This is a genomic window from Burkholderia stagnalis (assembly GCF_039848545.1).
In the GTDB taxonomy this organism is placed as follows: domain Bacteria; phylum Pseudomonadota; class Gammaproteobacteria; order Burkholderiales; family Burkholderiaceae; genus Burkholderia; species Burkholderia stagnalis.
Genome location: NZ_CP156685.1, coordinates 425,493 through 452,488 on the forward strand (window position 1 = coordinate 425,493; position 26,996 = coordinate 452,488).

A 26,996-nucleotide genomic window follows, 5' to 3' on the forward strand; every position below is an offset into this window, starting at 1 on the left:
GATTCGTGTGTCGAGAATGCTGCGGGGAAACGGCGAGCGCAGTCCGTCGCGCGGTGCGCGCAGGATCAATGACTCGCCGTCCGGGAAAAGCGCGACGACGGCACGCGCGGCACCCTTCCCCGCGCGCACCGCCGCCCTTCACGTGGAACTCACTCGGCCTGCAGCTTCCACTTGCCGTCGACGATCTGCACCATCACGCGCGCGCGCGCATCGAAGCCGTTGTGATCGGCCGCCGTCATGTTGATCACGCCGTGCGACACCGGCAGGTCCTTCACGTTCTCGAGCGCCGTGCGCAGCGCATCGCGGAATGCCTCGGTGCCCGGCTGGCCCTTCTTCAGCGCATCGGGAATCGCACGCTGCAGCAGTTGCCCGGCGTCCCACGCATGGCCGCCGAACGTCGACACCGAGCCGGCGCCGTACGCCTTCTCGTAGGCCGTCCGGTACGCCTGCGACGGCTTCTTCACGGGGTTCGAATCGGGCAGCTGGTCGGTCACGAGCACGGGGCCCGCCGGCAGGATCTCGCCTTCGCAATCCTTGCCGCACACGCGCAGGAAGTCGTTGTTCGCGACGCCGTGCGTCTGGTACACCTTGCCCTTGTAGCCGCGCTCCTTCAGCGTCTTCGCGGGCAGCGCCGCCGGCGTGCCCGAGCCGCCGATCAGCACCGCGTCCGGGTTCGCGCTCGCGAGCTTCAGCACCTGCCCCATCACCGACGCGTCGGTGCGGTTGAAGCGCTCGTTCGACACCACCTTGATGCCGTTCGCGGCGGCCGCCGCGCTGAACGTGTTGTACCAGCTGTCGCCGTACGCATCGGCGAAGCCGATGAAGCCGACCGTCTTCACGCCGTGCTTCGCCATGTAGCCGGCGATCGCGTCGGCCATCAGGCGATCGTTCTGCGGCACCTTGAACATCCACGCGCGCTTCGCGTCCATCGGCGCGATGATCTGCGCGCTCGCGGCGAGCGAGATCGTCGGCGTCTTGCCCTGCGATACCGGGTCGAGCATCGCGAGCGAATTCGGCGTGACCGACGAACCGATGATCGCGTCGACGTGATCCTCGTCGATCAGCTTGCGCACGTTCTGCACCGCGCGGCTCGTGTCCGACGCGTCGTCGAGCACGATGTACTGCACGCTCTTGCCCGCGATTTCCTTCGGCAGCAGCGCGATCGTGTTCTTTTCCGGAATGCCGAGCGACGCGGCCGGCCCGGTGGCCGACAGCGTCACGCCGATCTTCACCTGCGCCGACGCCGTCGCCGCCGCGCACACCAGGCCCGCGGCGAGCGCGGCTTCCATCCATCGATTCTTTTTCATGCGTGTCTCCAAACGCTGCTCGAAAAATCCGCGGGTCGCTCGGGCGGCGCCCGTTCTCAACAAACAAGTTAATAATTTAACTATCTCGCATGGCCGCGCCAACGCTCGTTTTCCCGCGACGTACACGGCATGCGCGCTGCGGCGGCCATGTCGCCGGGATGAAGGGATTGAAATCGATGCCGGAATGCATGCCGGCGCACGGTGCGGAGCGCGCCCGATCGGAAAGGCGTTCCACGGGGCACGGAGCGCTCATGCGCGCGGCGCATCCGCCGGTTCGGCAGCAGTGGCGGCACGCGCCTTCGGCGGCCGCCCAGGAACGCGCCAGCGGGCCGCGCAGGCCCGCGCGCAAGGCAACGACCCGGCGGCCCCTGCCGCCCTCTCCACGCCGATCCTTCGCGCTGCGCTTCTCATCAAACCGCACTCCGTCTTCTGCATTCTGCTTGTAGGAGGACTGCCGACCGAATTCCCGACCGCTCGGTCGGTGAAAGGCGAGTGTAACGGACGCCTATTGCGCGCGCTAACCGGGTAAGCCCGAAGAACGCAGGCGCGCGGTTCGCGCCGTGGCGCGATCGTATTGCGGGAGAGATGGAGACGGGTGCGGGTGCGGCTGGCCGATGCACCATCGGCGTGAAACCGGCACAAAAACGCTGAACGAAGGCGCGGCACAAAAAACGCGCGCACAAATGAAAAAGCGCTGTTGGATTCCGTCCAACAGCGCTTTGGGTCCGGGCACTTTGTGCCTCGATTGTCTCCTCGTTCTCCACCTGCAAAATTCGTTTCGCGGTGCATCAGAACTGAGACGAAGATTAAAGGAGCTTTCATACTGCGGCAACTTAGCATTTACCCCTATGGTGCATCGCCGCACGAAAATGGGGCACCAATTTGCCGTGCGGCGCGGGCCCGAGGCGGTGCGCACGCGGGCCGGAACCGGTGCCCGATGGTGCTTCGCATCAACGTGTCACGACGCCTTCAGCGGCTTGTATCGCGCGATCATTTCGCCGACGATCCCGCGCCGGAACGCGAGCACGCACGCGATGAAGATCAGCCCGGTCACGATCGTCGCGGACTCGCCGAGCGAGCGGAACCAGCCGACGCCGGTCAGCGACGCGAGCCATTCGCCGATGTCGCCGAGCCTGTCCTCGAGCGCGACGATCAGCGCCGCGCCCAGCAGCGGGCCGAACAGCGTGCCCATCCCGCCGACCAGCGTCATCAGCACGACGAGGCCCGACATCGTCCAGTAGGCATCGCTGAGCGTCTCGAAGCCGAGCACGAGCACCTTCAGCGAGCCGGCCAGGCCCGCGAGCCCGGCCGACAGGACGAACGCGAGCAGCTTGAAGCGATCGGTGTCGTAGCCGAGCGAGATCGCGCGCGCTTCGTTCTCCTTGATCGCGACCAGCACCTGGCCGAACGGCGAATGGACGATCCGCACGATGAACGCGCAGGCGGCGACGATCACCGCGAGCACGACGTAGTAGAGCGTCAGGTCCGACGACAGGTCGAGCACGCCGAACAGCCTGCCGCGCGGCACGCCCTGCAGGCCGTCCTCGCCGTGCGTGAACGGCGCCTGCAGGTAGATGAAGTAGACCATCTGCGCGAACGCGAGCGTGATCATCGCGAAGTAGATGCCCTGCCGGCGGATCGCGAACAGGCCGACGACGAGCCCGAGCAGCGTCGCCGCGGCGGTGCCCAGCAGCACGCCGAGCTCGGGCGTCGCGCCGAGCGTCTGCAGCGCGTAGCCGGTCAGGTAGCCGGCGGTCGCGAGGAACATCGCATGGCCGAACGACAGCAGCCCCGTGTAGCCGATCAGCAGGTTGAACGCGGCGGCGAACAGCGCGAACGCCAGCACCTTCATCACGAACACCGGATACGCGCCGATGAACGGTGCGACGAGCAGTGCGGCGAGCAGCACGCCATAAAGCACTTTTCTCTGCATCATTTTTCCTTGCCGAAGAGGCCCGCCGGGCGGATCAGCAGCACGATCGCCATGATCACGAACACGACCGTCGCCGACGCCTCCGGATAGAACACCCGCGTGAAGCCCTCGATCACGCCGAGCATCAGGCCGGTGAGGATCGAGCCGAGGATCGAGCCCATCCCGCCGATCACGACCACCGCGAACACGGTGATGATCATCGGCTGGCCCATCAGCGGCGACACCTGGATCACCGGCGCCGCCAGCACGCCCGCGAACGCGGCGAGCGCCACGCCGAAGCCGTAGGTGAGCGTGATCATCATCGGCACGTTCACGCCGAACGCCTCGACGAGCTTCGGGTTCTCGGTGCCCGCGCGCAGGTACGCGCCCAGGCGCGTCTTCTCGATCACGAACCAGGTCGCGAGGCACACCGCGAGCGACGCGACCACGACCCACGCACGGTAGTTCGGCAGGAACATGAAGCCGAGATTGGTCGCGCCCGCGAGCTGCGACGGCACGTCGTACGGCTGGCCGGACGCGCCGTAGATCGAGCGGAACACGCCCTCGACGACGAGCGTCAGGCCGAACGTCAGCAGCAGCCCGTACAGGTGGTCGAGCTTGTACAGCCAGCGCAGCATCGAGCGCTCGATCGCGATGCCGAACGCGCCGACGAGCACCGGCGCGAGCACGAGCATCGCCCAGTAAGGCAGCCCGAAATACGACAGCCCCATCCATGCGAGCATCGCGCCCAGCATGAACAGCGCGCCGTGCGCGAAGTTGATCACGTTGAGCAGCCCGAATATCACCGCGAGCCCGAGGCTCAGGATCGCGTAGAACGAGCCGTTGACGAGGCCGAGCAACAGCTGGCTCAGCATCGCCGGCAACGGAATGCCGAATATTTCCATCGCATCTGCCGTCAGAGTGAGGTTCGTTGCGTGCACAACCACCATGCGATGCGCACGCATGCGGCGCAGCGCCGGGCGCGCTGCCGCCGCCCTGCCCCATCCGCCGCTGCGGCGCGCATCCGCGCGCGCCGCCGCATCGCGCTTACTTCCACATCGCGCAGCGCGTTTCCTGCTTGGTCGTGAACGCCTGTTCGCCCGGAATCGTCGCGAGCACCTTGTAGTAGTCCCACGGCTCCTTCGATTCGGCCGGCTTCTTCACCTCCATCAGATACATGTCGTGGATCATGCTGCCGTCCGCGCGGATGTAGCCCTTCGCGTAGAAGTCGTTGATCTTCGCCTTCTTCAGCTCGGCCATCACCTTGTCGGAATCGGTGGTGCCGGCCGCCTGCACCGCCTTCAGGTAGGTCGTCACCGACGAATAGTCGGCCGCCTGCAGGCTCGACGGCATCTTCTTCATCTTGCCGAAGTAGCGCTGCGCCCACTGGCGCGACACCGGATCGCGGTTCCAGTACCAGCTGTCGGTCAGCACGAGGCCCTGCGTCGTCTCGAGGCCGAGGCTGTGCACGTCGTTGATGAACATCAGCAGCGCGGCGAGCTTCATCGTCTTCGTGATGCCGAATTCCTTCGACGCCTTGATCGCGTTGATCGTGTCGCCGCCCGCGTTCGCGAGGCCGAGGATCTGCGCCTTCGACGCCTGCGCCTGCAGCAGGAACGACGAGAAATCCGACGCGGACAGCGGATGCCGCACGTAGCCGAGCACCTGCCCGCCGTGCGCCTTCACGACATCCGACGTGTTCTTCTCGAGCGCCTTGCCGAACGCGTAGTCGGCGGTCAGGAAGAACCACGACTTGCCGCCCTGCTTCACCACCGCCGAACCGGTGCCCTTCGCGAGCGCCATCGTGTCGTACGCGTAGTGCACCGTGTACGGCGTGCACTGCTCGTTGGTGAGCGTGTCGGCGCCCGCGCCGATGTTGATGTAGACCTTCTTCTTCTCCGCTGCGACCTGGTTCATCGCCAGCGCCGTCCCCGAGTTCGTGCCGCCGACGAGCAGGTCGAGCCCGCCGCGATCCATCCACTCGCGCGCCTTCGACGCCGCGATGTCCGCCTTGTTCTGGTGATCCGCGTACACCACCTCGATCGGCTTGCCGAGCACCTTGCCGCCGAAGTCCGCCACCGCCATGCGGATCGCCTCGAGGCCGCCCTGGCCGTCGATGTCCGCGTAAAGCCCCGACATGTCGGTGACGAAACCGATCTTCACGGTATCCGCGGCCTGCGCGGCGCCGGCTGCGAACGCGGCGCCCGCGAGCGCGAGACAGGCGTGTGCGAGGGTCTTCATTTTCATTGACGTCTCCTGCGTTGTGGTTATTCGATGGCCGCCCACGGCTAGCGGCTCGGGAGCGGCGTCACACGCCGAGCAGGTCGTGCAGGACCGGCATCTTGCTTTCCAGTTCGGCCGCGCCGAAGTGCTCGACGATCCGGCCATGCTCCATCACGTAGAAGCGGTCGGCCAGCGGCGCGGCGAAGCGGAAGTTCTGTTCGACCATCACGATCGTGTAGCCGCGCGACTTCAGCGCGACGATCATCTTCGCGAGGGTCTGCACGATCACGGGCGCGAGGCCCTCGGAAATCTCGTCGAGCAGCAGCAGGTTCGCGCCGGTGCGCAGGATCCGCGCGACCGCGAGCATCTGCTGCTCGCCGCCCGACAGCCGCGTGCCCTGGCTCTGCCGGCGCGATGCGAGGTTCGGGAACATCGCGTAGATGTCGTCGAGCGACATCGCGTGATCACGCGGCCCGATCATCGGCGGCAGCATCAGGTTCTCCTCGCACGACAGGCTCGAGAAGATGCCGCGCTCCTCCGGGCAATAGCCGACGCCGAAATGCGCGATGCGGTGCGTCGCGAGGCCGATCGTCTCGTTGCCCGCGACCTTGATCGAGCCGCTGCGGCGGCCGGTCATGCCCATGATCGCGCGCAGCGTCGTCGTGCGGCCGGCGCCGTTGCGGCCGAGCAGCGTCACGACCTCGCCGCGCTGCACGGTCAGGTCGACGCCGTGCAGGATGTGCGATTCCCCGTACCAGGCCTCGAGGCCCGAGATGTCCAGCGCAGGCGTACCGTTTTCGACGCCGCTCAATTCGCGTTCCTCCCGTTCGCTGCGCTTCATGCGTGCGCCCCCGCGAGCGCCGCGTCCGCACTGCCCATGTACGCCTCGACGACGAGCGGGTTCTTCGATACCTCCGCATACGAGCCCTCGGCGAGCACCTCGCCGCGCTGCAGGACGGTGATCGTGTCGGAGATGCCGGCGATCACGTTCATGTTGTGCTCGACCATCAGGATCGTGCGGCCGGCCGCGACCTTCTTGATCAACGCGGTCACGCGATCGACGTCCTCGTGGCCCATCCCCTGCGTGGGCTCGTCGAGCAGCATCAGTTCGGGCTCCATCGCGAGCGTCGTCGCGATCTCGAGCGCGCGCTTGCGGCCATACGCGAGCTCGACGGTCGGCACGTGCGCGAAGTCGGTCAGGCCGACCTGCGTGAGCAGGTCCATCGCGCGATCGTCGAGCGTCTTCAGCGTGCGCTCGCTGCGCCAGAAATGGAATTCGGTGCCGAGCGCGCGCTGCAGGCCGATGCGCACGTTCTGCAACGCGCTCAGGTGCGGGAACACCGCGGAGATCTGGAACGAACGGATGATGCCGCGCCGCGCCACCTGCGCGGGCCGCTCGTCGGTGATGTCGATGCCGTTGAAGACGATCTGGCCGGCCGTCGGCGTCAGGAACTTCGTCAGGAGGTTGAAGCAAGTCGTCTTGCCCGCGCCGTTCGGTCCGATCAATGCATGGATCGAGCCGCGGCGCACGCGCAGGTTCACGCCGTTCACGGCGGTGAAGCCCTTGAATTCCTTCGTCAGCCCGCGTGTTTCGAGAATCGTGTCGCCGAGAATCATGTTCCCTTCCGTACGAAATCGGCCGAAGCACCGGGAAGCGTCGCGCATGCGGCCGCGAACATGTCAGCGGATGAGTGGCTGCCCCCGAGCTCGGTGTCGCGCCTCGAGGGTGGTCTCCCGCGCCGACGCGTCTTCACACTGCGGGACATTGTCGCCCCGTTGGTGCAGTGCAATCATCGGGATTTGCACTTATAGGGCTGGCCGCCATATCGAACGGATCGAAACCGCGTTTCACGCATGTTTTTTTCGGCAGGCATGCCGATTGCGTCATGCATGCGTACGCGGCCGCATGCCAACGTGCGCCGCGTATCCGGCCATATTCGCATTCGATTTGCGCACGATTACGCAACAAGAATCCGGCGCGCCATTACACCCTGCGCGGCGCCGAATATTTTTTAAACCGGAATAATCGGCGGGCGCGGACTTGATATGCATCGCGAATGAGCTGGCGCCGGCCTGTCGCCGCGCTGTCGCGGCCGTCAGGCGGCCGTCATGCGGCAGGCACCGCCGCATCGGTGCGCACCTGCGCGGCGTCGCGCGCCGCCCGCCGGTCCGCGCGGATCATGTCGCTCGCGCGCTCCGCGATCATCAGCGTCGGCGAATTGGTGTTGCCGGACGTGATGGTCGGCATCACCGACGCGTCGACCACCCGCAGCCCCGCGATGCCGCGCACCCGCAGCCGGCTGTCGACCACCGCGCCGTCGTCGTCCGCGCGGCCCATCCGGCAGGTGCCGACCGGATGGAAGATCGTCGTGCCGACCGCGCCGGCCGCCTCGATCAGTTCCGCTTCGGTCTGGTAACGCGCGCCCGGCAGGATTTCCTCGGGGCGGTATCGCGCGAGCGCCTGCGCGGATGCGATCCGGCGCGTGAGCCGCAGCGCACGCGCGGCGACCCGGCGGTCGTAGTCGGTCGACAGGTAGTTCGGCGCGATCGCCGGCGCCGCGCCCGGATCGGCGCTCGCGACGTGGACGCTGCCGCGCGAGGTCGGCCGCAGATGGCAGACCGATGCGGTAAACGCATTGAAGCCGTGCAGCGGCTCGCCGAAGCGTTCGAGCGACAGCGGCTGCACGTGGTATTCGAGATCGGGGCGCGTGAGCGCCGGGTCGTCCGGATCGGATTTCGCGAACGCGCCGAGCTGCGACGGCGCCATCGACATCGGCCCGCGCTGCAGCAGCGCATATTCGGCGCCGATCATCAGCTTGCCCCACCAGTGCGCGGCGAGCGTGTTGAGCGTGCGCACGCCTTCGACGCGGAACGCCATCCGCAGCTGCAGGTGATCCTGCAGGTTTTCGCCGACGCCGCGCAGATCCTGCACGACGTCGATGCCGAGCGCCTGCAGCCGCCGGCCGTCGCCGATGCCGGACAGCTCCAGCAGTTGCGGCGAATTGACGGCGCCCGAGGTCAGCAGCACCTCGGCGCGCGCGCGCGCGACGAATTCCGCGCCGCCGCCGCGATATTCGACGCCGGTCGCGCGCCGCCCGTCGAAAGTCACGCGCTGCGCCTGCGCGCCGGTGATCACGGTCAGGTTCGGCCGCGACATCGCGGGGCGCAGGAACGCCTTCGACGCGTTCCAGCGCACGCCGCGCTTCTGGTTCACCTCGAAATAGCCGACGCCGGTGTTGTCGCCGCGGTTGAAATCGTCGGTCGCCGGGATGCCCGTCTGCTGCGCGGCCTGCGCGAACGATTCGAGAATCTCCCAGCGCAGCCGCTGCTTCTCGACGCGCCAGCCGCCGCCCGCGCCGTGCGCGTCGCTCGCGCCCGCATGGTGATCCTCGCTGCGCTTGAAGATCGGCAGCACGCTGTCCCACGACCAGCCGGCGTCGCCCGTCTCGCGCGCCCAGCCGTCGTAATCCTCGCGCTGGCCGCGCATGTAGATCATCCCGTTGATCGACGAGCAGCCGCCGAGCACGCGGCCGCGCGGATACGCGAGCGCGCGCCCGTTCAGGCCCGCTTCCGGCTGCGTCTTGTAGAGCCAGTCGGTGCGCGGGTTGCCGATGCAATACAGATAGCCGACCGGGATATGGATCCAGTGATAGTCGTCCTTGCCGCCCGCCTCGAGCAGCAGCACGCTGATTTCCGGGTCTTCGGTCAGGCGGTTCGCGAGCACGCAGCCCGCGGTGCCCGCGCCGACGATCACGTAATCGAATTCGCCCTCGAGCGTCCGTTCAGTCGTCACGGCGTGTCCCCTCGTATGTCTTGCGCCGCGTGGCGCAATGCGCCGCGGCCTTGTTCCAGCATAGTGCGCCGGGCCGCGCCTGCATCGCCGCACGCCCTGGTGCGCGTCGCCCATGCCGCCTGCCCGGCCCCGGCGGGATCCGTCGGACGAAGCGGCCGGACAAGCGTACTCCCGCCGCCGGCCGCCGATCCAATGAGTTATGCTCAATTGCGTCATAAGCCGCGCTTATATCAGGACCGATCACGACGATGGACCTCACCCTGCTCCGCGCCTTCGCAACCGTCGCCCGCGAAGGCAACCTGACGCGCGCCGCCGAGCAGCTGCACCTGACGCAGCCGGCCGTCAGCCTGCAGATCAAGCACCTGCAGGCGGCGCTCGGCGTCGTGCTGTTCACGCGCACGTCGCGCGGGCTTGCGCTCACGCGCGACGGCCAGGCGCTGCTGCCGCACGCGGAGCGCGCGCTCGCGGCGGCCGCCGACGTGCAGCGCGCGGCCGCGGCGCTGCGCCACGAAGTGCGCGGCCGGCTGCGGATCGGCACGATCCTCGACCCGCAATTCCTGCGCCTGGGCGGCTTCCTGCGCACGCTGGTCGAAACCCATCCGCAGATCGAGACCGCGCTGCGGCACGGCATGTCGGGCTGGGTGCTCGACCAGGTGCGCGCGCAGGCGCTCGATGTCGGCTACTACATCGGCCGGCCCGACGACGACGATCCGCGCGACGGTGCGCTGTTCCACACCGTCACGCTCACGCATTTCCAGTACCGCGTGCTCGCGCCGGCCGGCTGGAAGGAGCGCGTGCAGCGCGCGCAGGACTGGCGCGCGCTCGCCGCGCTGCCGTGGATCTGGACGCCGCCGCAGTCCGCGCATCACCGGCTGCTGTCGCGCCGCTTCGGCGAAGCCGGCGCGCAGCCGGCGAAGGTCGCCGAGGTCGACCAGGAGCAGTCGATGCTGGATCTGGTCAAATCGGGCATCGGGCTCACGCTCGCGCGCGACGCGACCGCGCTGGCCGAGGCGCACGCGCATGCGCTGACGATCGTCGAGCGCGTGACGGTGCCGACCGCGCTGACCTTCGTCACGCTCGCCGCGCGGCGCGACGAGCCGGCGATCGCGGCGGCGCTGCGGCTGATCGATGCGCAGTGGGCGGAATGAGCGCGGGCATCGGGCCTGCGGCGCGCGTTATCCACCGCGGCCCGCGTGCGATTGCGGTGCGATGCCGAACCTGCGGCAGCTCACCTCACCGGCCATGAGCGCCGCCAATGATTCCGCGACGATCCGCGTCACGCCGCCGTCGCGCGCTTTTTGCTAGATTGTGCGTTTGCGCTTCCCAGACCCTCACCGATCGAAGGAGATCCGCATGGCCCGCAATATCGAGATCAAAGCCCGCGCCCGCGATTTCGACCAGCTGCGCGAACGCGCGGCATCGCTCGCGGCCGAAGCGCCGCTGTTTTATCGCCAGCAGGATTTCTTCTACGACGTGCCGCGCGGCCGGCTGAAGCTGCGCCGCTTCGAGGACGGCACGCCGGCCGAGCTGATCTTCTACCAGCGTGACGACCGCGACGGCCCGAAGGCGTCGTACTACACGCGCAGCCCGGTGACGAACCCCGATGCGATGCACGCGCTGCTCGCAACCGCGCTGACGACGCGCGGCATCGTCACGAAGGAGCGGCACGTGTACCTGGCGGGCCGCACGCGCATTCACCTGGACCGCGTCGACGGCCTCGGCGATTTCATCGAGCTCGAAGTCGTGCTCGCGCCGGACGACGACGAGGCGGGCGGCGAAGCCGAGGCGCACGACGTGTTCGCGAAGCTCGGCGTATCGCACGACGACCTCGTCGCGGTTGCCTACGTCGACCTGCTGAACGCCGACGCGCCGGAAACGGCCGCCTGAGCCCGCCGGCGCGAGCCGGCGCTGGCGCTCACGCCGTGCCCGGCTCCAGGTGCGCGAGCGGCAGCGGCCCGTTGCGCTTGAAGGTCGTCAGCACGATGTTCGAGCGCACGCTGTCGACGCCCGGCACCCGCATCAGCTTCTTCATCACGAACTGCGACAGCGCATTCAGGTCGGGCGCGACGATCCGCAGCAGGTAGTCCGCATCGCCGACCACCGCATGGCATTCGAGCACCTCCGGCAGCACGTCGATCTGCTGCTGGAACTGCTCGATGATCGAATCGCCGTGGTGCTTGAGCTTCAGACTCGTGAACGCGGTCACGCCGAGCCCGAGCTTCTCGGGCCGCAGCATCACCCGGTAGCCCTCGATCACGCCCGCGGCCTCGAGCCGCTGCAGGCGCCGGCCGATCTGCGACGGCGACAGCGGCACCTCCTCGCCGAGCTGCTGATGCGTCGCCCGCCCGAAGCGCTGCAGCACGTCCAGCAGCGCCAGATCGAAGTGATCGAGTTCCAACATGGGGATTCTCCGCGTGATTTCGTGATTTGATGCGCGATTATCGCATCAACATAGAAATCAGCGCCAATTTTGCGCCCATTCCGCGCGTATGCCGCTCTACACTTGCATGCATCCCAACCGCAACGTGCAGAGCTGAACATGTCCACCGTCGTCACCGCGAAACTGCAGGAGCAGTTCGATGCGGGCCTCGAAACCCGCGCCGATTTCACCATCGACCAGCCGCTCGAACGCTACGGCCAGGTCGACCACGCGGTGTGGAAGCAGCTCTATGCGCGCCAGTGCGCGCTGTTGCAGGGGCGCGCATGCGACGCGTTCGTCGCCGGCCTCGCGAAGATCGACCTGCCCGCCGACCGCGTGCCGTCGTTCGCCGACGTCAACCGCCAGCTGAAGCCGGCCACCGGCTGGGAGATCGTCGCGGTGCCGGGGCTCGTGCCCGACCGCGTGTTCTTCGAGCACCTGGCGAACCGGCGCTTTCCGGTCACCTGGTGGATGCGCCGCCCCGACCAGCTCGACTACCTGCAGGAACCGGACTGCTTCCACGACCTGTTCGGCCACGTGCCGCTGTTGATCGACCCGGTGTTCGCCGACTACATGCAGGCGTACGGCCGCGTCGCGCTCGCGGTGGCGGACGACGCGGACGCGCTCGCGCGGCTCGCCCGCCTCTACTGGTACACGGTCGAGTTCGGGCTGATCCGCGACCCGCGCGCCGCCGGCGGCCTGTCGATCTACGGCGCGGGGATCGTGTCGAGCAAGGGCGAGAGCCTGTATAGCCTCGAGAGCGTGGTGCCGAACCGGCTCGGCTTCGATCTCGAGCGCGTGATGCGCACGCAATACCGGATCGACACGTTCCAGCAGACCTATTTCGTGATCGACGATTTCGCGCAGCTGTTCGCGCTCGCGCACGTCGACGCGCGTGCGCTCGCCGACCGGCTCGCCGGGCTGCCCGAGCATCCGGCCGACGCCGTGCTCGACACCGATCGCGTGCTGCATCGCGGCGCCGGTGAGGGCCGGCCCGATCGCGCGCGCACCTGACACACAACTATGGAAGAATGATCGGTGCCGGCGGCGCTGCCGGGCGACGCAGGTCGCGCGCGGCCCGCCGTTTCCGAACGAGGTGCACGATGATCCACAAACTCACATCAGAAGAACGCAAGACCCAACTCGAGCGCCTGCCGCACTGGACGGCCGTGCCGGGCCGCGACGCGATCCAGCGCAGCCTGCGCTTCGCCGATTTCAACGAGGCGTTCGGCTTCATGACGCGCGTCGCGATCAAGGCGCAGGAAATGGACCACCATCCCGAATGGTTCAACGTGTACAACCGCGTCGACGTCACGCTGTCGACCCATGACGCGAACGGCCTGACCGAACGCGACATCGCGCTGGCCCACTTCATCGACCAGGCCGGCGCGCACGCGAAACCCGCTGCCTGACGATTCCCCCGCCGCGCGCATTTCGGCGCGCGGCGCGTCAACTTTTCATTTCGCTGAACGTTTTCTACGATGGAATCTGCGAAAGCCTTCAGCTTTCCAAGCCTTCCTTAAGGCGCACGTAAGTGTCGTACGCTTTCCGTGCCTTGGGGTCCAAACCTTCCAGTTGCACGGTGCTTTGCCGCTGTACAATCAGCAGCGCATACGGCTTGGAGAGCGCGCTAGCCTCTTCGCAGAGTTTGAGTTCGTCGCCGCTCGACGGCGAGCGGGCGCGCCAGAAATTGATCGCGGCTTCAAGGTCGTGGATCGAAATATCGGACATGGTTGTTGGATTGATTCGTTCGCTGGCCGCCTGCTCGATGTCTGGCTCGCGGCGCCCCTGTGGAAACGGCGTCGTGCTGTCCGCGTGCCTGAACCGCCAACCCATTGTACTTGAGCGAACTTCATGCGACTCCTTCTGATCGAAGACGACCGCCCCATCGCACGCGGTATCCAGAGCAGCCTCGAACAGGCTGGCTTCACCGTCGACATGGTGCACGACGGCATCTTTGCCGAGCAGGCGCTCGCGCAGAACCGCCACGAGCTCGTGATCCTCGACCTCGGCCTGCCCGGCATCGACGGCATGACGCTCCTGACCCGCTTTCGCCAGACCAACCGGCATACGCCCGTAATCGTGCTGACCGCGCGCGACGAGCTGAACGACCGGATCCAGGGCCTGAATTCCGGCGCCGACGACTACATGCTGAAGCCGTTCGAGCCGGCCGAGCTCGAAGCGCGGATCCGCGCGGTGATGCGCCGCAGCGGCCCGCACAGCGACATGCCGCGTCCGGAAGTGTCGCTCGGCGGCGTCCGCCTGTCGGGCGTCGACCGCCGCATCTTCAACGACGACAAGCCGCTCGAGCTGTCGCCGCGCGAATTCGCGGTGCTCGAAATGCTGCTGCTGCGCCACGGCCGCGTGGTCAGCAAGGCGCAACTGCAGGATCACCTGACGCACTTCGGCGGCGACCTCGGCGACACCGCGATCGAAGTCTACGTGCACCGCGTGCGCAAGAAACTCGAGCAGTGCCGTGTCGAGATCGTCACGGTGCGCGGCTTCGGCTACCTGCTGCAGGAAATCCGCCAGACGGCCAGCGTCTGAGCGAAGCCAGGCGGCCGGCGCAGCCTCGCGCCCGGGGCCTCGCCCGCCCGCCGCTGCCCGACCGCGCCGCTCCCCGTGAGCGGCGCTCATCCATTTCCTTCTCGCAATGTCTCCTGATCCGGCTGTGACCAGCCTGCGCCGCTCGCTGCTTCGGCGCCTCGCCGCGCCGCTGTCGATGCTCGCGCTGATGAGCGGCCTGATCGCGTACTGGCTTGCGTGGCAATACACGCAGCACGTGATCGACCGCTCGCTCGCGGATCTCGCGACCGCGATCTCGAAACAGATCCAGATCGCCGGCCCCGACGCGCCGTTCACGGTGCCGCCGCTCGCGCAGGCGATGTTCTCCGATCCGGCCGAGGCGCTGATCTACCGGATCAGCGACGGCGAGCAGGAACTCGCCGGCGATCCGAAGCTGCCGCTACAGGGCACCAACGTGCGGCGCATGCATCACGCATACGTGTTCGAGGCCGAATACGACAACCGCGCGGTGCGGGTCGCGCAGGTGCGCGTGGAGGAAGTGGACGGCGGCAAGCCGATGGTCGTCGAGGTCGCGCAGCCGGTGCGGCACCGCTACCGGATCGCGGCCGAATTCCTGGTCGCGATCATGATGCCGCTGCTGCTGCTGCTGCTCGCCGGCTGGGGCATCGTATGGCGGGTCGTCAACCAGCAGCTCGACCCGCTCACGCATCTCGCCGATTCGCTCAACCGGCAGACCCACACGTCGCTGGAACCGGTCGACGAAACCGACGTGCCGCTCGAGATCCGGCCGCTGACGAGCGCGATGAACGCGCTGCTCGGGCGCCTGAAGACCGCGCTCGACGCGCAGCGCAAGTTCATCGCCGACGCCGCGCACCAGCTGCGCACGCCGCTCACGGCGGTGAAGCTGCACGCGGAACAGGCCGCGGTCGCGCGCGACCCGCACCAAACCCTCGCCGCGGTGCGCGAACTGCGCGCGGCCGCCGACCGCGCGGTGCGGCTGTCGAACCAGTTGCTGTCGCTCGCGCGCGCGGAGCCGGGCGAACAGGCCGCGCGCTTCGTCGACGTCGACCTGGCCGCGATGGCGTTCGAGACCGGCGCCGAATGGGTGCCGCGCGCGCTCGCCGCGCACGTCGATCTCGGCTTCCAGCGCAGCGACGATTCCGACGGCCAGTTGAACGACCAGCCGGACGACGCCGCGCCGCTGCTGGTGCGCGGCAATCCGGTGCTGTTGCGCGAGGTGATCGCGAACCTGCTCGACAATGCGCTGAAATACGTGCCGCTCGCGCGGCCGCACGGCGCGCGGATCACGGTGAACGTCGCGCGCTCGGTGCTCGCGTCGGGCGCGCCGGCCGCCGAGATCGTCGTCGAGGACAACGGCCCGGGCGTGCCCGCGAGCCAGCAGGCCGACCTGTTCAAACGGTTCTTCCGCGGCGATGCGCAAAGCGGCAATGGCGTCGAGACGGGCGCGGGCCTCGGTCTCGCGATCGTGCACGACATCATCGCGATGCACGGCGGCACGGTGTCGTATGCGGATGCGCCGGAAGGCGGCTCGCGGTTCGTGGTGAAGGTGCCGCTCGCCGCGAGTGCGGCGTCGCCGGCGAGCGACGCGCCGGCCGCGGCCGCGCAGACGCACTGAAGACGGGTGGCGCACGGCGTGCGCCGCCGCTCACTTCTTCTTTTTCTTGTCCTTCGACTTGTCCTTCGGCTTCGCGTCGGCCTTCTTCTTTTTCTTCTTCGCGTCCGCGTCGGCCGTCGCGAGCAGCGTGCCGCGACACGCCTGCGCGCCGCAGTGGCACGCGTATTCGCGCTTGAGCTTCTTGGTCAGCTTCGCATCGATCACGAGGCCGTAGTCGTAGAACAGTTCCTCTTCCGGCTCGATGTCGCGCAGCGCGTGGATGTACACGCGGCCTTCGAGCTCCTCCGCCTCGCAGTTCGGCGCGCACGAATGGTTGATCCAGCGCGCGCTGTTGCCGTCGACCTTGCCGTCGATCACGCCGCCTTCCTCGAGCGCGAAGTAGAACGTATGGTTCGGCTCGTTCGGATCGTGCGGATGGCGGCGCAGCGCTTCCTTCCACGAAATTCGTTCGCCCTTGTATTCCACAACGCGCTCGCCGGCCTTGAGCGGCGCCACGGCGAACACGCCCCTGCCGTGTACTCCCGAGCGGCGCACCGCGATCCTGCGTGAACTCATCGAACGAATCCTTGTGAAGACGACTTGAAAGGGAACCGGCCGCCGCGGCGGCCATGCTTCGCGCACGCACCGCACGCCGGAAATGAAAACGCGGCGCCGATCGGCGCCGCGTCAGGGCATGCGGCGAATCACCCGCATCCTACACGGTCGTGCTTGCTTCGTTCAACATCGCGCACGCATTCAGCGCTGACCGAACGCGATATCGCCGAACAGCGCCTTGTGCTCGCGCGGCTGCGAGCGCCAGTACTGCGGCGGCGCCGTCACCTGCGCGCCGAGTTGGGCCGCCGCGTGCCACGGCCAGCGCGGGTCGTACAGCATCGCGCGCGCCATCGCGACGAAGTCCGCGTCGCCCGCCTCGACCAGCCGGTTCGCATGCTCGGGCTCGTTGATCAGGCCGACCGCGATCGTCGGCATGTCGACCGCGCGCTTCACCGCCTGCGCGAACGGCACCTGGTAACCCGGCGACAGCGGGATCTTCTGCAGCGGCGACACGCCGCCCGACGACACGTCGATCCAGTCGCAGCCGCGCTGCTTCAGTTCATGCGCGAACGCGATCGTATCGTCGAGCTCCCAGCCGCCCTCGACCCAGTCGGTGGCCGACACGCGCACGCCGACCGGCCGGTCCTCCGGAAACGCCGCGCGCACGATCTCGAAGATCTCGAGCGGAAAGCGCATCCGGTTCTCGCGCGAGCCGCCGTACGCGTCGGTGCGCCGGTTCGCGAGCGGCGACAGGAACTGGTGCAGCAGGTAGCCGTGCGCCGCGTGCACTTCGATCGCGTCGATGCCGAGCCGCGCTGCGCGCTTCGCGGCGGCCGCGAACGCGTCGCGGATCCGGTTCAGGCCCGCGGTGTCGAGCGCGAGCGGCGGCGTCTCGCCGTCCTTGTGCGGCACGTCGGACGGCGCATGCGGCAGCCACCCGCCGTCGGCGACCGGAACCAGCTGGCCCCCGTCCCACGGCACCTGGCTCGACGCCTTGCGCCCTGCGTGCGACAGCTGCATCGCGACGCGGATCGGCGCATGCTTGCGGATCGCCGCCAGCACCGGCTTCAGCGCGGCTTCGGTGACGTCGTCCCACAGGCCGAGGTCGGCATGCGTGATGCGCCCGTCCGGCTCGACCGCGGTCGCCTCGATGCAGAGCAGGCCCGCGCCCGACAGCGCGAGATGGCCGAGGTGGATCATGTGCCAGTCGGTCGCCTCGCCGCGCTCGGCGGAATACTGGCACATCGGCGATACGACGATACGGTTCGGAACAGTCACGCCGCGCAGCGTGAACGGAGAAAACAGCGCAGTCATGGATGCCGCTCGCTGGGAAAGGAAAGGAGCGGCTGAGCGTAGCACGCGGGTGCGAAGCGTGCAGGACGCGGGGTCGGCCGTAAACGGATGGTCAGGTGCGGCCAGCGAGGCGTGGCCGGCGAGGTATGGCCGGCGAGGTATGGCCAGCGAGGTATGGCCAGCGAGGTACGACCGGCGAGGTGCGACCGGCGAGGTACGGTCAGCGAGGTACGACCGGCGAGGTGCGACCGGCGAGGTATGGCCAGCCAGGTGCGGCCTGCGAAGTGCGGCCAGCGACCGAAATCGCCGCCGGCGTCACGCCCGCGGCGTGCGCGTCAGACGCCGACGCCGTCGAGCCATTCCGCGAACATGCGGCGTGCGGCGGCCTCCAGCACCGGGCCGTGCTGCACGGTGTCGCAGCGCAATTGGTGCGCGTCGATGCCCGGCGTCGCGGCGATTTCGCCGGCATTGCCGATCAGCCAGGGTTCGAAGCGATCGGCGCGGATCTCGGGATGACATTGCAGCGCCAGCACGTGCTGCCCCCAGGCGAACGCCTGGTGACGGCACGCGGGCGTCGACGCGAGGTGGATCGCGCCGCCCGGCAGGTCGAAGGTGTCGCCGTGCCAGTGCAGCATCGACGTCGACGCGCCGTCGAGATGCCGCAGCGCGGACGCGCGGCCCGCGTCGGTCAGCGTGAGCGGCGCCCAGCCGAGCTCTTTCTGCGCGGCCGGATAGACGCGCGCACCGAGCGCATGAGCGATGAACTGCGCACCGAGACAGATGCCGAGGATCGGCAGCCCCGCGTCGATGCGCTGCCTGACGAGCGCCGCAAGCGGCGCGATGGTCGGATACTGCGCGTCGTCGTACACGCTGAGCGGCCCGCCGAGCACGACCAGCAGCGATGGCTGCAGGACGTCGAGCACCTCGAACCGTGACGCGCCGACGTCGACGTAACGCACCCGCCGGCCCCGTTCGCCGAGCACTTGCTCGAAACTGCCGAGATCCTCGAAATGCACATGGCGAATCGCCACGACTTCAGCGCTCATCATCGGCCTCCCGGTCGATCGACGGACGTCAGGCCGCGAAGATCTTCCAGATCTTCTTCTGCGTCGCGGCGTCGGCTTCTTCGTGTACGGAACAATCGAGGCGCAGGTCGCTGTCGGCGAGCGTCAGGTCGAGCGCCGCGCAATAGTGCGCGGCGGCGCCCTTCTTCGGCGCCTTCGACGGCTGGAAGTGCGCGCACGTCACGCACATCCGGTGCGGCGGCGTCGCGCCGGCCACCTGCAGCTCGCGCAGCGTCTTCAGCAGTGCGCGGTACAGCGCGCCCTGCTCGTCCGTGCCGAGCGTGCCGACGGCCTTGGTCAGGAATTCCGGCCACTGCAGCGCCTTCTTCGCCGCGGTGCGGCCGCGGGCGGAGAGCCGCACCGCCAGCGCGCGGCCGTCGTCCAGCGCACGGCGCTTCTCGACGAGGCCCTTGGTCTCGAGCGTGCTGACCGCGTCGCTCGTGGTCGCCGCGGTGAGCTGCGTCTCGCGTGCGATCTCGCCGAGCCGCATCGGGCCCTTGCGCTGCAGGAGCAGCACGAGGATCTCGCCCTGCGTCGGCGTGAGGCCCGCGCCTTCCGCCCAATCCCATGCCTGGCTCCGCATGGCCGTACTCAATCGCAGCAAACTGTGGGTCACGCGCCCCGCAGCCTGATTCCCGTAAACGCCTTCGCTCATAGTCTTTTCGCTTTGACGCCGCCCGTCATCCCGGGCAGCCGTAGTGTGGAGATCGAGTTTCTATCTCAAAAGGAACGCGCTCCATCGAACGCATCCAACACGGCCGTCGCGAGGCACACACGGCGGCCGCCAGCGCGGCACCGGTGAGACACGCGTCGTTCCGGCGTCCGCAAAGCCGACATTCTAAGCGAGAGCGGAAAATCGCACAGCTAAGTTATCCCCTCCAATCTGTGGATAACGGCTGAATAAGACCGGAAATCGATTGTGCGAGGATTAACTCCAACCGGCGAGGCGGCATCGGCATGCATTTTCGCGCCTCGGCCGGGCGGGCGCCGCGGATTGGCGATCCACCGGGTTATCCGTTCGGCATGCCATTGACTTTGCTGAAGAATCCCGGGTTATCCACAGACCGGCGCGTGCCCGGCAAACGATTTCGCGATTGACCTGCGTCAACCTTCGTTCAGCGAATCGCCGGCCGGTCGAGCCTGTAATTGGCAAAACATATTTTCATTCACGCCAACGTAAGCACTGCTGCCGGACAGTCTCGTTCAGCGATTTTTCCTGCTTGTAGACCGTGCGCAGCCACGACGCGTCGTTTACGCGCGCCTTCGCGAGCGCACCGATCTCGTCGAGCGCCGCGCGCGAGCCGAGTGCCGCGGCGTGCGGCGCAATCCGGTCGAGCGTGTCGAGGATGTCCTCGGCGATCGTGCGCCGCTCGCCAGTCTGAGGATTCACGCAGGTGCCTTCGAGGCCGAAGCGGCACGCCTCGAAGCGGTTGAACGTGTAGACGAGGTAGTCGTCCTCGGACAGCGTGAGCGGCCGGTCGGTCAGCAGGTAGCGGGCGAGCGTCTGGATGTAGCACGCGATTGCCGCCGCGCGGTCGACGGACAGCGGCGTATCCATCACGCGCACTTCGATCGTGCCGAAGCCCGGTTTCGGCCGGATGTCCCAGTAAAAGTCCTTCATCGAATTGACGACGCCGGTGTTCACCATCTTCGTGAAGTATTCCTCGAAGCCGTTCCAGGTCAGCACGAACGGCGCGCGGCCCGACAGCGGAAACGCGAACACCGAGTTCAGCCGCGCTGAATGAAAGCCCGTGTCGACGTTCTGCACGAACGGCGACGACGCGGACAGCGCGATGAAATGCGGAATGAAGCGCGACATCGAGTGCAGCAGGAACAGCGCGCTGTCCGGATCCGGGCAGCCGATGTGCACGTGCTGGCCGAACACGGTGAACTGTTTGGCGAGATAGCCGTACAGCTCGGAGATGTACTGGAAGCGCGGCGCGTCGTAGATCTGCCGCTCGCTCCACTGCTGGAACGCGTGCGTGCCGCCGCCGCACAGGCCGACGTTGAGCTGGTCGGCCGCCTTGACGAGCACGTCGCGAATCGCGCGCAGTTCGCCGACTGCCTGCTCGTGCGTATGACAGATGCCGGTCGACAGCTCGATCATGCTTTCGGTGATTTCCGGCGTGATGTTGCCCGGAAATGTTTCGCCCTGGATCAGCCGCATCAGGTCGGACGCCGCTTTCGTCAGATCGTAGTTGTGCGTGTTGACGACCTGGATTTCCAGTTCGACGCCGAACGTGAACGGTTCGGAATTGACGAAGGTTTCGAGTGCCATGGCAGTTTCCGTAAATCAGTTGCTGTCGCTGCGTTCGCCGACCGCCGACAGGCAGCGGTAGACGAGGAACGGGCCGACGAGCTGCAGGACCACGATCGCGCACATCACGATCGCGCGCAGGTGCGGATCGAAATTCGGGTAGAGCTGGTAGGTGTCGTCGACGAGCAGGTACGCGAGCGCGGACATCGGCGACAGCGCGAGGCCGAGCGCGACGCCCTGCTTCATCCCGATGCCGCTCGGCTTCGCGAACGCGACCACGCCGGCGAGTTTCGCGACGAGCCGCGTGACGATCAGCGCGATCGCAAGCAGCCCGCCGAGCGCGATGTCGCCCCACGTGAACGAGGTCAGCGTGAGCACGAACAGCACCACCGTCAGCAGCCAGCCGGCCGTGCCGAAATGCTCGGGCCACAGTTGCGGGCGCGCCTCGAGGTTCTTCACGATGATGCCGGCGAGCAGCAGCGTGAGCAGCGTCGACAGCTTCAGCGCCTGTGCGACCGCGATCGCGATCATCACGAGGCCGAACAGCGCAACGAACGAATGCTCGTCGCGCATCGTCGCGGTCATGTGGCGGAACAGGTAATTGCACGCGCGCGCGACGATGTACGCAACGATGAACGAACCCGCCAACAGGTAAACCGGCTGCAGGATCGTCGCGAACACGTTGCCGTACGCCTCCTGGTGCAGCCAGCTCGTCACGAGCTTGGTGAGCACGACCGCATACACGCTGTTCAGCGCGGTCAGCGTGATCAGGCGCTGCGATACCTGCCCTTCCGCGCGCAGTTCGGTCTTCAGCTGGATCACCATCGACGGCGACGTGGCGATCGAAATCGCCGCCAGCACGAGCGCGACCATGCCCGACACGCCGAGCCCGAGCAGCACGAACAGCACGAACAGGAAGGTGAGCGTGGCTTCGGCGAGGCTCGACGCGATCAGCCACGGATTGCGGCGGATCCAGCGCAGGTCGAGCCGGCTGCCGAGCTCGAACAGCAGCAGGCCGAGCGCGACGTCGATCAGCAGGCGTGAGGTTTCGTCGGTGCTGGCGTCGATCACGCCGAACCCGAACGACCCCGCAACGAGGCCGATCACCGCATACCCGGTGATGCGCGGCAGCCGCCATGCGCGATAGCACAGCTCGCCGCACAGGCCGGCGGCGAACAGCGCGAGCCCGGCCCAGAACACGGCATCCGGTGCGAGCGGCCAATTGGGCAGGAATGAGAACGCCGACTTCATCGTGGTGACTTCTCCTTGGTTGGAAGCAACCGCCAGCGACGCGGGGTCAAGCGTCAACGCTGAGATGCACGCCGGCTGGGTGTCGCCCCGAAGATGATTGTTGTGTACGACGGCAGGACATGGGAACTGCCTGCTCCGCCGCCTGGCGGGGATGTCGTTCAGATTCGCCGATCTGGATTGTCGGCCTGGTGTGTGAATGGACAGCGCGATCTCGAAGACTCAGATTCGAAATCCTGCCGACCGTTCCATTGAAGCATGTCCGGCGCCTGGCCGGACGAACGCGAAGGAAACCGATTGTGCCACAGGTTTTCGGGTCGGCTATCCAATGATCGGCAGATTGGCCGGCCGGCAGGACGGCTTGCCTTTCGATTCAAAGGTTTACCTGTATATATACGTAGTAGAAGTTAACAAGGCACGCGGAATTCTGTGGATAACTTCGGTTTACGCTGGCAGATCAACGCGTTGGCGAAACCATAACCCGCTGCACAGGCTGTGCGCGCACAGCAAGTTGAGTTGAGCAACTTTCGGGCCGCTTCACAGCTGTGCCGAGTTGCCCAGTTTACGTCCACTGTGATTGCACACGGAATGCGCGCGGAATGCGCGCGGATTCCGCGCGGTTATCCACAGACTTGCGTGGATAACCTGGCGAGAGGGAATCGGGGCACTGTGACGCGGCTGCGCGTCGCGTCAGCTCACCCGGCGGGCGCGCAGCGCGCGGATCAGGAACCGCGCGGGATCGATCGCTTCCGCGAGCTCGCGTTCGAGCGGCCACGGTTCGCCTTCGAGCTGCGACGCGATCAGCTCGGCGCCGAGCGCCGCCCACACGAGGCCGCGCGAGCCGTAGCCGAACGCGCCGTACAGGCCTTCGGTGCGCGGCAGGTCGCGCGCTTTCGCGCCGCTCAGCGCGCGGGCGTTCGCGAGCGCGTGCGTTTCGTCCGCGAGCGGGCCGATCAGCGGCAGCCGGTCGCCGGCCACCCAGCGGAACGCGACGCGGCCGTGCAGCGCGCCCACGTCGGGCACGTCGCCGATCAGGCCCGGCAGCAGGTGCCGCACCCGCTCGAGGTTTTCCGCGTGGCCGGCCGGGCGCAGCGCGGGGTCGACATCGTCCGGTTCGAACGTCGCGCCGATCAGCAGCGTGCCGTCTTCGAGCGGCACCGCGTAGCCGTCGCCGATCACCGGGCAGTCGAGCGGCGCGGCGCTGCCCGGCGGCAGCAGCGTGAGCTGCCCGCGCACCGGCTGCAGCGCGACGTGCTGCAGGCCCGCGAGCCGCACCGCGTCGCCGGCGTTCGTGAGCACGACGGCCGGCGCCTCGGCAAGCGTCCGGCCGGCGTCGTCGAGTGCGCGCCAGCCCGAGTCGTGCCGTTCGAGGCGCGCGACTTCGGTGCGCGTGAGGATTCGCACGCGCTCACCGGCCGCCGCGCACTGCGCGGTGGATAATTCGGCCGGCCGCACCGCACCGCCGTGCGGAAACAGCAGGCCGCCGTGCGCGACCGGCAGGTTCAGGCGCGCGCGCACGTCGTCGGCGCTCAGCAACTGCGCATAGTCGGGCGGGACGCCGAGCGCGTCGTATGCGGCGCGCATCCGCTCGAAGTCGTCGCCCGATTCCGCGAGATGGATCATGCCGCGCGTGCTGCGCCCGAACCGATGGCCCGCGCGTTCGAGCGCACGCCAGCGCGCGAGCGCGTGGACGAAGCCGCTGCGCGTGAGCCGGCTCGCGACGTTGTCGTCGCGCGTCATCAGCGGATGGAACACGCCGGCCGGGTTGCCGGACGCTTCGGCTGCGATCCGCTCGCGCCGCTCGATCAGCGTGACGTCCCAGCCGCGCGCGGCGAGCCGTTCGACCACCGCGCAGCCCGCGAGGCCCGCGCCGATCACGATCGCGCGGCGCGCCGCGACCGGCAGCGCGCGCGGCGGCTCATGCCGGCGCATCTGCCAGCGCGGCGCGAATTCGCCGACGAGCATCGCGCGCTTGCCCCCGAAGCCGTCGACCTTGCGATAGGCGAAGCTGGCTTCCAGGAGCGCGTGCTTCACGTCGCCCGAACTCGTATACGTCGCGAACGTCGCGCCTTCGCCTGCGAGGCGCGCGAGCGCGCGAAACACGTCGACCGACCACAAGTCGGGGTTTTTCGCCGGCGAGAAACCGTCGAGATAGAACGCATCGGCACGCACCGCGAGCTTCGGCAGCATCGCGAGCGCATCGCCGAACACGAGCGTGAGCACGACGCGCCCTTCGTCGAATTCGAGCCGGTGCAGGCCCGGCACGAGCATCGGCCACGCATCGACGAGCGCATCGAGATCCGCCGAAATGGTTGTGTGCGCAACCACATGCGATGCGGCGCGGCGCAGGTCCTCGCGCGTGAACGGATGCTTCTCCACCGATACGAAATGCAGCCGCTCGCAGCGCGCGGCGTCGTCGCGCCACGCGGCCCAGGTCGCGAGGAAATTGCAGCCGGCGCCGAACCCGGTCTCGACGATGGTGAACGTGCGCCGGCCCTGCCAGCGCGCGGGCAGGCCGTTGCCCGCGACGAACACATGGCTCGCCTGCGCGATTCCGCCGGCGGCGCTGTGATAGATGTCGCCGTATGCGGGCGAGACGAGCGTGCCGTCGTCGCGGAACGCGAGCGTGGCGGGTACGAGTCGGTCGGGCATGCGAAACAAAAATCGTGGCAGCCAAGCCTGGCAAGGGATTGCGCGGCCCCGTCCGGTCGGCCGTTGGCAAAAACCAACGGCCGTGCGCATGGGTCGAGCGGGCTGCGTATCCTGTCCGGTTGGCGTGGGTCAAAAAACAGGCGACCAGTGATTCATTCGGCGAAATACCGATGAAAATCTTTGAAACCCTTGTCGTTATTGGGTTTGCGCTGCGCTATCATAGCAAGCGCCGTAACGCGGGGCGGCTTTCGGGTTGCCGGAAGCCACCCCGTGCGGGCCAGGATTCGGCGCTGTGCCGTCGGAGTCCGACTCTCGACGGCACGGTTCGCGCACGTATAATCGGCGCGTTCGCGCTGTTCGTGTCAACCTAACCTGAAAAAGGAACCTTAATGAACAAACAGGAACTGATCGACGCCGTCGCCGCTCAAACGGGCGCCAGCAAGGCTCAAACCGGCGAAACGCTGGACACGCTGCTCGAAGTCATCAAGAAAGCCGTGTCGAAGGGCGACGCGGTTCAGCTGATCGGCTTCGGCAGCTTCGGTTCGGGCAAGCGCGCAGCACGTACGGGCCGTAACCCGAAGACCGGCGAAACCATCAAGATCCCGGCAGCCAAGACGGTCAAGTTCACGGCTGGCAAGGCGTTCAAGGACGCCGTCAACAAGCGTTAAACCCAGCGCCTGTTAAAGAAAAACCCGCCACTCGGCGGGTTTTTTTATGAGCGCGCGCGGCTTTTTTGCCACAGTCCGCGCCGCTCTTGCAAGATTTAACGGTTGTTACGAGCGATGCACGATCTGTGCGTCGCCGTGGTCATCGTCGTCGTGATCGTGGTCATGGTCATGGTCATGGTCATGGTCGTCGATGTCCCATGCCGGGAACGGGTCGTCGAATGCCGCCCACCCCGCTGCGCCGCGCGCGAATTCCGCATCACTCAGCAGGCATGCGTCGAGCTTCGCGCGCCATGCGTCCGTATCGAGGCCGATGCCGATCAGCACGAGTTCCTGGCGGCGGTCGCCGATCGAGCGATCGTCGAGGTCGCCCTGCCATTCCGCGCGAATCTCGGCGAGCAGTTCGTCGTCGTCCGGCCATTCCGCGCGATCCTGCGCGGCCCACCACGAGCCTGCCGGCCCATGCCGGCAGACGCCGCCCGCCTGCGACAGCGAGCCGGCGATGTCGTTGCGCGTCGCGAGCCAGAAGAAGCCCTTGCTGCGCAGCACGCCCGGCCATTCCTGGTGCAGCAGTTCCCAGAGGCGCGCCGGATGGAACGGCCGGCGCGCGCGGTAGACGAAGTTGCCGATGCCGAACTCGTCGGCTTCGCCATGCACGTGCGGATGCGCGTGGTCATGGCCATGGTCGTGGTCGTGGTCGTGGTCGTGGTCGTGGTCGTGCGCATGCTCGAGCGACGCGAGCCAGCCCGGCGCATTCGCCGCTTCGTCGAAATCGAAGCGGCCGGTGTTCAGCACGTCGCGCAGCGGCACGTTGCCGAACGTCGAGACGACCTGGTGCGCGCGCGGGTTCAGCCGCGCGAGGATGTGCTGCAAGCGCGTCAGTTCGTTCGCGTCGACGAGGTCGGCCTTGTTGATCACGAGCACGTCGCAGAACTCGATCTGCTCGATCAGCAGTTCGACGAGCGTGCGATCGTCGTCCTCGGTGGCCGCGATGCCGCGCGCGGCGAGCGCGTCGTCGCAGCCGTAGTCGCGCAGGAAATTGAAAGCGTCGACCACGGTGACGAGCGTATCGAGCCGCGCGAGCTCGCCGAGCGACGTGCCTTCTTCGTCGACGAACGTGAAGGTCTCGGCGATCGGCATCGGCTCGGCGATGCCGGTCGACTCGATCAGGATCGCATCGAAGCGGCCGTCCGCGGCGAGCTTGCGGATCTCGACGAGCAGGTCGTCGCGCAGCGTGCAGCAGATGCAGCCGTTCGTCATCTCGACGAGGCGTTCCTCGACGTGCGACAGCGCCTGCGCATCGCGCACGAGCGACGCGTCGATGTTCACCGCCGCGAGATCGTTGACGATCACGGCGACCTTCAGGCCCGCGCGGTTCGCGAGGATATGGTTGAGCAGCGTGGTCTTGCCGGCGCCGAGGAAGCCGGACAGCACGGTGACGGGCAACGGCTGGTTCATTGCGGTACG

At 67.5% G+C, this 26,996-nt stretch carries 24 protein-coding genes; 7 read left to right on the forward strand and 17 right to left on the reverse strand.

Translation table 11 applies throughout. From position 1 onward, the window contains the following. Window positions 1-149: 149 nt before the first annotated feature. The 7 genes from ABFO07_RS02055 to ABFO07_RS02085 form a co-directional block, all read right to left on the reverse strand. The gene (locus tag ABFO07_RS02055; RefSeq protein WP_059563839.1) at window positions 150-1,307 is read right to left on the reverse strand and encodes an ABC transporter substrate-binding protein; all 1,158 of its coding nucleotides are present in this window, start codon (window positions 1,305-1,307) and stop codon (window positions 150-152) included. Between the two features lie 958 nt (window positions 1,308-2,265). Next, window positions 2,266-3,240 (reverse strand): branched-chain amino acid ABC transporter permease, encoded by a 975-nt coding sequence (locus tag ABFO07_RS02060; RefSeq protein WP_059892150.1) that lies wholly within the window; start codon window positions 3,238-3,240, stop codon window positions 2,266-2,268. Then, entirely contained in the window at window positions 3,240-4,124 is an 885-nt protein-coding gene (locus tag ABFO07_RS02065) for a branched-chain amino acid ABC transporter permease (protein ID WP_059563838.1), read from the reverse strand. Before ABFO07_RS02065 ends, ABFO07_RS02060 begins: the two co-directional genes overlap by 1 nt. A 142-nt stretch (window positions 4,125-4,266) precedes the next feature. Then, window positions 4,267-5,466 carry an ABC transporter substrate-binding protein gene (locus ABFO07_RS02070; protein WP_059882327.1) on the reverse strand — a complete coding sequence of 400 codons (1,200 nt, stop codon included), beginning with the start codon at window positions 5,464-5,466 and terminating at the stop codon, window positions 4,267-4,269. Between the two features lie 61 nt (window positions 5,467-5,527). After that, window positions 5,528-6,283, reverse strand: coding sequence for an ABC transporter ATP-binding protein (locus tag ABFO07_RS02075; protein WP_059563836.1), 756 nt, complete (start codon window positions 6,281-6,283; stop codon window positions 5,528-5,530). Next, window positions 6,280-7,059: an ABC transporter ATP-binding protein gene (locus ABFO07_RS02080; RefSeq protein WP_017334771.1), complete on the reverse strand. Its 780-nt coding sequence runs from the start codon at window positions 7,057-7,059 to the stop codon at window positions 6,280-6,282. Before ABFO07_RS02080 ends, ABFO07_RS02075 begins: the two co-directional genes overlap by 4 nt. 490 nt (window positions 7,060-7,549) lie before the next feature. Further along, complete coding sequence (locus ABFO07_RS02085) at window positions 7,550-9,235, reverse strand: GMC family oxidoreductase (protein WP_059810928.1); 1,686 nt, start codon at window positions 9,233-9,235, stop codon at window positions 7,550-7,552. Window positions 9,236-9,483: 248 nt separating this feature from the next. On the opposite strand from ABFO07_RS02085, the gene ABFO07_RS02090 reads away from it, so the two are divergent. Both ABFO07_RS02090 and ABFO07_RS02095 read left to right on the forward strand, forming a co-directional pair. Next, on the forward strand, window positions 9,484-10,383 hold the full coding sequence (locus ABFO07_RS02090; protein WP_059882331.1) for a LysR family transcriptional regulator: 900 nt from the start codon (window positions 9,484-9,486) through the stop codon (window positions 10,381-10,383). Between the two features lie 205 nt (window positions 10,384-10,588). Beyond that, entirely contained in the window at window positions 10,589-11,122 is a 534-nt protein-coding gene (locus tag ABFO07_RS02095) for a class IV adenylate cyclase (RefSeq protein ID WP_059563832.1), read from the forward strand. Window positions 11,123-11,150: 28 nt separating this feature from the next. Here the strand turns inward: ABFO07_RS02095 and ABFO07_RS02100 are convergent, their stop codons facing one another. Further along, the gene (locus tag ABFO07_RS02100) at window positions 11,151-11,636 is read right to left on the reverse strand and encodes an Lrp/AsnC family transcriptional regulator (RefSeq protein WP_017334767.1); all 486 of its coding nucleotides are present in this window, start codon (window positions 11,634-11,636) and stop codon (window positions 11,151-11,153) included. 138 nt (window positions 11,637-11,774) lie between these two features. On the opposite strand from ABFO07_RS02100, the gene phhA reads away from it, so the two are divergent. Together phhA and ABFO07_RS02110 are read left to right on the forward strand one after the other, a co-directional pair. Further along, a complete protein-coding gene (gene phhA / locus ABFO07_RS02105) occupies window positions 11,775-12,668 on the forward strand; it encodes a phenylalanine 4-monooxygenase (protein WP_347468182.1) in 894 nt (297 codons plus the stop codon). Between the two features lie 20 nt (window positions 12,669-12,688). Further along, window positions 12,689-13,066: a 4a-hydroxytetrahydrobiopterin dehydratase gene (locus tag ABFO07_RS02110; RefSeq protein WP_376697923.1), complete on the forward strand. Its 378-nt coding sequence runs from the start codon at window positions 12,689-12,691 to the stop codon at window positions 13,064-13,066. An 88-nt stretch (window positions 13,067-13,154) separates the two neighbouring features. On the opposite strand, the gene ABFO07_RS02115 is transcribed toward ABFO07_RS02110, so the two are convergent. Next, window positions 13,155-13,385, reverse strand: coding sequence for a DUF3717 domain-containing protein (locus tag ABFO07_RS02115; RefSeq protein WP_026045314.1), 231 nt, complete (start codon window positions 13,383-13,385; stop codon window positions 13,155-13,157). Between the two features lie 123 nt (window positions 13,386-13,508). On the opposite strand from ABFO07_RS02115, the gene ABFO07_RS02120 reads away from it, so the two are divergent. Beyond that, window positions 13,509-14,201, forward strand: a complete 693-nt coding sequence (locus ABFO07_RS02120; protein WP_006401494.1) for a response regulator — start codon at window positions 13,509-13,511, stop codon at window positions 14,199-14,201. Between the two features lie 106 nt (window positions 14,202-14,307). Next, entirely contained in the window at window positions 14,308-15,816 is a 1,509-nt protein-coding gene (locus ABFO07_RS02125) for a sensor histidine kinase (RefSeq protein WP_059810926.1), read from the forward strand. A gap of 30 nt (window positions 15,817-15,846) precedes the next feature. Here the strand turns inward: ABFO07_RS02125 and ABFO07_RS02130 are convergent, their stop codons facing one another. The 7 genes from ABFO07_RS02130 to mnmC all read right to left on the reverse strand — a co-directional run bounded on the left by ABFO07_RS02130 (window position 15,847) and on the right by mnmC (window position 24,864). Further along, window positions 15,847-16,371: an SET domain-containing protein gene (locus tag ABFO07_RS02130; protein WP_059563828.1), complete on the reverse strand. Its 525-nt coding sequence runs from the start codon at window positions 16,369-16,371 to the stop codon at window positions 15,847-15,849. Between the two features lie 180 nt (window positions 16,372-16,551). Next, on the reverse strand, window positions 16,552-17,664 hold the full coding sequence (locus ABFO07_RS02135; protein ID WP_059906793.1) for an NADH:flavin oxidoreductase/NADH oxidase: 1,113 nt from the start codon (window positions 17,662-17,664) through the stop codon (window positions 16,552-16,554). A gap of 314 nt (window positions 17,665-17,978) precedes the next feature. Beyond that, window positions 17,979-18,689: a glutamine amidotransferase gene (locus ABFO07_RS02140; RefSeq protein WP_059810948.1), complete on the reverse strand. Its 711-nt coding sequence runs from the start codon at window positions 18,687-18,689 to the stop codon at window positions 17,979-17,981. A 28-nt stretch (window positions 18,690-18,717) separates the two neighbouring features. Continuing rightward, a complete protein-coding gene (locus tag ABFO07_RS02145; RefSeq protein WP_059563826.1) occupies window positions 18,718-19,362 on the reverse strand; it encodes a MarR family winged helix-turn-helix transcriptional regulator in 645 nt (214 codons plus the stop codon). A 507-nt stretch (window positions 19,363-19,869) separates the two neighbouring features. After that, window positions 19,870-20,985: a YbdK family carboxylate-amine ligase gene (locus ABFO07_RS02150; RefSeq protein ID WP_059563825.1), complete on the reverse strand. Its 1,116-nt coding sequence runs from the start codon at window positions 20,983-20,985 to the stop codon at window positions 19,870-19,872. 15 nt (window positions 20,986-21,000) lie between these two features. Continuing rightward, entirely contained in the window at window positions 21,001-22,215 is a 1,215-nt protein-coding gene (locus ABFO07_RS02155) for a cation:proton antiporter (protein WP_059960627.1), read from the reverse strand. A gap of 687 nt (window positions 22,216-22,902) precedes the next feature. Continuing rightward, window positions 22,903-24,864 carry a bifunctional tRNA (5-methylaminomethyl-2-thiouridine)(34)-methyltransferase MnmD/FAD-dependent 5-carboxymethylaminomethyl-2-thiouridine(34) oxidoreductase MnmC gene (mnmC, locus tag ABFO07_RS02160; protein ID WP_059987679.1) on the reverse strand — a complete coding sequence of 654 codons (1,962 nt, stop codon included), beginning with the start codon at window positions 24,862-24,864 and terminating at the stop codon, window positions 22,903-22,905. A gap of 389 nt (window positions 24,865-25,253) precedes the next feature. Here mnmC and ABFO07_RS02165 point away from each other — a divergent pair, with 389 nt between their 5' ends. Further along, on the forward strand, window positions 25,254-25,532 hold the full coding sequence (locus tag ABFO07_RS02165; RefSeq protein ID WP_006401505.1) for an HU family DNA-binding protein: 279 nt from the start codon (window positions 25,254-25,256) through the stop codon (window positions 25,530-25,532). Window positions 25,533-25,637: 105 nt separating this feature from the next. Here the strand turns inward: ABFO07_RS02165 and ABFO07_RS02170 are convergent, their stop codons facing one another. After that, on the reverse strand, window positions 25,638-26,987 hold the full coding sequence (locus ABFO07_RS02170) for a GTP-binding protein (protein WP_347468188.1): 1,350 nt from the start codon (window positions 26,985-26,987) through the stop codon (window positions 25,638-25,640). Window positions 26,988-26,996: the final 9 nt, after the last annotated feature.